Source organism: Alteromonas sp. BMJM2, from assembly GCF_027257845.1.
GTDB lineage: Bacteria > Pseudomonadota > Gammaproteobacteria > Enterobacterales > Alteromonadaceae > Alteromonas.
In genome coordinates, this window is the sequence record NZ_JAPVOT010000042.1 from 1 (window position 1) to 4,010 (window position 4,010).

The 4,010-nt window shown below is 40.0% G+C and carries 4 protein-coding genes; all 4 read left to right on the top strand.

What is annotated here, in order from left to right:
* Nucleotides 1-133: 133 nt before the first annotated feature.
* The 4 genes from O9X84_RS19335 to O9X84_RS19350 all read left to right on the top strand — a co-directional run bounded on the left by O9X84_RS19335 (nt 134) and on the right by O9X84_RS19350 (nt 3,342).
* Nucleotides 134-541: a hypothetical protein gene (locus O9X84_RS19335; RefSeq protein WP_269521289.1), complete on the top strand. Its 408-nt coding sequence runs from the start codon at nt 134-136 to the stop codon at nt 539-541.
* 637 nt (nt 542-1,178) lie between these two features.
* Nucleotides 1,179-1,769, top strand: coding sequence for a hypothetical protein (locus O9X84_RS19340; RefSeq protein ID WP_269521290.1), 591 nt, complete (start codon nt 1,179-1,181; stop codon nt 1,767-1,769).
* Between the two features lie 111 nt (nt 1,770-1,880).
* Nucleotides 1,881-2,462 (top strand): hypothetical protein, encoded by a 582-nt coding sequence (locus O9X84_RS19345; RefSeq protein ID WP_269521291.1) that lies wholly within the window; start codon nt 1,881-1,883, stop codon nt 2,460-2,462.
* 544 nt (nt 2,463-3,006) lie between these two features.
* A complete protein-coding gene (locus tag O9X84_RS19350; RefSeq protein ID WP_269521292.1) occupies nt 3,007-3,342 on the top strand; it encodes a hypothetical protein in 336 nt (111 codons plus the stop codon).
* Nucleotides 3,343-4,010: the final 668 nt, after the last annotated feature.

The window sequence follows — 4,010 nt, forward strand, 5'->3', positions numbered from 1 at the left end:
GGAACAGGCTCTGCTTCTAACAAAGCGCTTAAGTTCACTCCCTTCGGTCGCTGGGACGCTAACATGTGGGCTGACTCACTTCGTTCGGATTTTAACCCACATGCTAGCGCCCCTTAGCTTAAAGTTATATGCCATGAGGTCTGATTTAGAATTTAAACGCTGGTTAATTGAGCTGGACGAAGAATTACTGCTATCGGAAAGCGAAGATTTACACATTCAAGCCATTAAAAATATAGCCTATTTCGGTTTAACTGAAGCAGCATTAGCAGAGCTTTGCACTAACGAGATAGAAGACTTTTTAATTGGGTGTTATAGGCTATACGAAAAGAAAAATTTGGGTGATGAAAAAGTCTTTTATTGCTGGCTAGATGAAATGGCTGGCCAAATTCGAACAAGTGCTGTTTCCACCATACATGGAAAATTACCTTTTGGAATTCAGCTTCAATTGTGCACGAGCCTCGAATTGGCAAATAGTATAAAATCCATGGACAGTGGCAGCTTTACAAAGGGTAAACTTAAGGTTTGGCAAAATGGCATATAACAAACCATTCAACCGGACCCATACTCGCTGGCTGGTTTCGCTTCGCTCACAGTATAGCCAGCAAGTCTGGGCCGTTTAATAGGGGCGTTATACATACTTGAGGGTGTCAGTATTTTAATTAGGGCAATAAAGAGTCAGTTAAATCTAAAACCATATTTCTATTCACAATCAGCTAAAGTCGGCGGTGTTGGTTGTGTCCTTGGTTTTATTGTTGCCTATAACTTGTGTTTTATGATTGCGGCCCTTTTTGGTATTGACTCTGATGTCCCGATAAGAAGTTATGACAATGTTTTGGTTATGACTGTTTTTGCTTTATGCTTCGTCACTCTATTGTTTTCTTTATATATATTTTGTCTTTTATCAGGTGCTGTCTATTTTGGTATTAAGCTAAAAAAAGGACATTTGAGCAAACAAGAATTTATCAATATTGTGTTTAAAGGTGTCTACCCGCAACATTGGCAAAAAGGATTATGAACGTATGTATAACAAACGATTGAAGTCGGACAAAAACAAGAGCGGTTTTCGCCGCTTAATCGGGTGTTAAGGCAATAAATTTATGAAAGTAATCGCAACATTAACACTACTTATATCTACCATAGGGTTCTTGCCTTGCTCTATAGCAAAGGAGGAATCACCCATGGAACAAAGTAAAGAAATCGGGCAGTCGGCAACCGAATGGAAGCAAATGTATTTCCTTGGGATTAGTAAAAATGATCCTAGTTCACTTAATCTAACCGAAGGACAAATTCGCGGCTTACTTTCAATGGTCAAGGTAGGTCCGGCAGTCTCAACTGGCGCAGCGATCGAGCCTTCATTCCTTATGAATACAAAGGGAGTGACGCCTTGGTTAGCTTTGTACACTTTAATATATACAAAAAAACCAGATGCATTAGGAGTTATTGCAAGAGGAGAGTCTGCTATTAATATCCCAGGAGGCTATTTAAACGGCCTCTTCAAAAATTATGTTCACTGGCCAAAAAACATAATATCTAAATACAATTTAGAACTTGAAGGGTATAAGCCTTTTATAATTCCTTTCATGCTTCACAAAGACTCCCCGCCAGTAGGCAGTTTCTCCCAATCAATGAAAGCACCTGATGGTAGCCTTGAGATTTTTGGTATATACGAGTTCAATGAATCAAAACCGGAAAGCCTTTTAGCCGAAGTAGAAGGTATTATTGAATTTATAAAAGAAAAAAGACCTGATATTACAGCTGCAACACATTAGCTAGTAGCAGCCTTAACAAAACGCTCAAGGGCGTTTAGGCCCTAAAAACGGGCCTTCACTGGGACTGCCTACGGCAGCCCCTTAGCATTGGCGTTAGCGTTCAGGAAGTAAATGTTAAAGTTAAAGGAAGAAACACCATTGGCAAAAAGGATTTTGGGTTGTATCGTTCTTACCTTTTTCATGGTGTTTTTAACTTCGCCAATCTTTCTTTTTTTCAAGCATAATTTTATTCCCTCAAAGGGCTTATTTTTTGCATCAGTTTTTCTATCTTTTGTTGTATGTTGCGTTGTAGCTGTTTGTTATTTGCGTGCATTTAAAGCAGGCAGTATTAAGCCCATACCGCAATTGAAAGCGGAAACTAAATTTAAAAAAGCTTTCATATCTGTATTGTTTCCGTTTATTTGTCTGTTTTGGGTCTGGTCTTTCATTGGGGTAATGCTTCCAAGTATTGCCACAAATTTAATGGGAAGCTTAACCGAGTCTCAAATGCTATTGGTTAAACAAAGTGGTGGTAAAAACAAGTGTAAATATCGCCTTCACCCAAGAGGCTTAGAAAGCTTTATCTTTCATTACTGCATAGGCGAAATGGAGTACACTGAAATTAATCAAGAAGTTTTGGCGGTGGTTATTTCCAAACAAACCATTTTCGGCTTAGTAGTATTGGAACTGCATTCCATAGATGAAGAACGCTAACAAAACGCCAAAGTGGACAATTACGCAATGCGCCTTCGGCATTATCGCATTGCGTAATTGCCCCTTAGCTCAAAGTTATACATACTTGAGGGTGTCAGTATTTTAATTAGGGCAATAAAGAGTCAGTTAAATCTAAAACCATATTTCTATTCACAATCAGCTAAAGTCGGCGGTGTTGGTTGTGTCCTTGGTTTTATTGTTGCCTATAACTTGTGTTTTATGATTGCGGCCCTTTTTGGTATTGACTCTGATGTCCCGATAAGAAGTTATGACAATGTTTTGGTTATGACTGTTTTTGCTTTATGCTTCGTCACTCTATTGTTTTCTTTATATATATTTTGTCTTTTATCAGGTGCTGTCTATTTTGGTATTAAGCTAAAAAAAGGACATTTGAGCAAACAAGAATTTATCAATATTGTGTTTAAAGGTGTCTACCCGCAACATTGGCAAAAAGGATTATGAACGTATGTATAACAAACGATTGAAGTCGGACAAAAACAAGAGCGGTTTTCGCCGCTTAATCGGGTGTTAGGTAAACCTGTATATGGAAATTTTGGTTGCTGTAATTAGCTTACTTGTTTTCGGGGTATTCCTCGCTGTAGCTGTAGCGCTATCTAGAGTTCCCGTTTTAGGCAACGCTTTAGATTTCTTTGCAGAATTAGCTAGCGGACCTCGCTTCGTATATCTTGCTTGGCCGTTTCTACTATCAACCGCTTACAGAAAAGAGTTAATTTTCGAGCATAGAAATAGAATTAAGTGGTTAGCTTGGGTAGAGTATATTTTGGCAACAATTGTGTTTCTTGCAATTTGCGCCATAGGGCTTTTAATCATACACCACAATGTAAAGAGGCTCTTGCTGCAAAGTGCTCTTTTTGAGTAGTTTACCTAACAATCGCATAAACTCGCTCGCAAGCTCGCTGGGACAAAAACACGCAGGCTCCCTTCGCTTCGCTCAGTATTATAGCCTACGTATTTTTGCCCGTTATGCGGGCCGTTAGAAGGCGTCAGCCTAAACTGCGTTTCGTTTAATAAAAATAACAGTTCAACCGCCCTCAGCTGCTGTTTCAAAAATCGCTCTGGCTTTTGGTGGTGTTAACTTCGCCGCTTCAACTCCAAAGGTTGCGCAATAGGCGCTTTATCGGCTAGTTATTATTTTAAGTCTGCAAGCGCCATTGCGTTTGTTAGTTCAAATGGCGGCTCGCTTCAGTCAAATCAAAAACATCACCGCGCTGTCGTTTTACTTGTTTGTGGTAATAATCAATCGTATGCTGGCTTTATAAGTTTTTAAAAATGCCAAGGGAACAGGCTCTGCTTCTAACAAAGCGCTAAAGCTCACTCCCTTCGGTCGCTGGGACGCTAACACGCGGGCTGACTCACTTCGTTCGGATTTTAGCCCACGTGCTAGCGCCCCTTAGCTTAAAGTTAGAAGGCGCCAGCCCAAACTGCGTTTCGCTTAATACAAATAGCAGTTCAACCGCCCTAACCTGCTGTTTCAAAAATCGCTCTGGCTTTTGGTGGTTTTAACTTCGCCGCTTCAACTTCACAGGT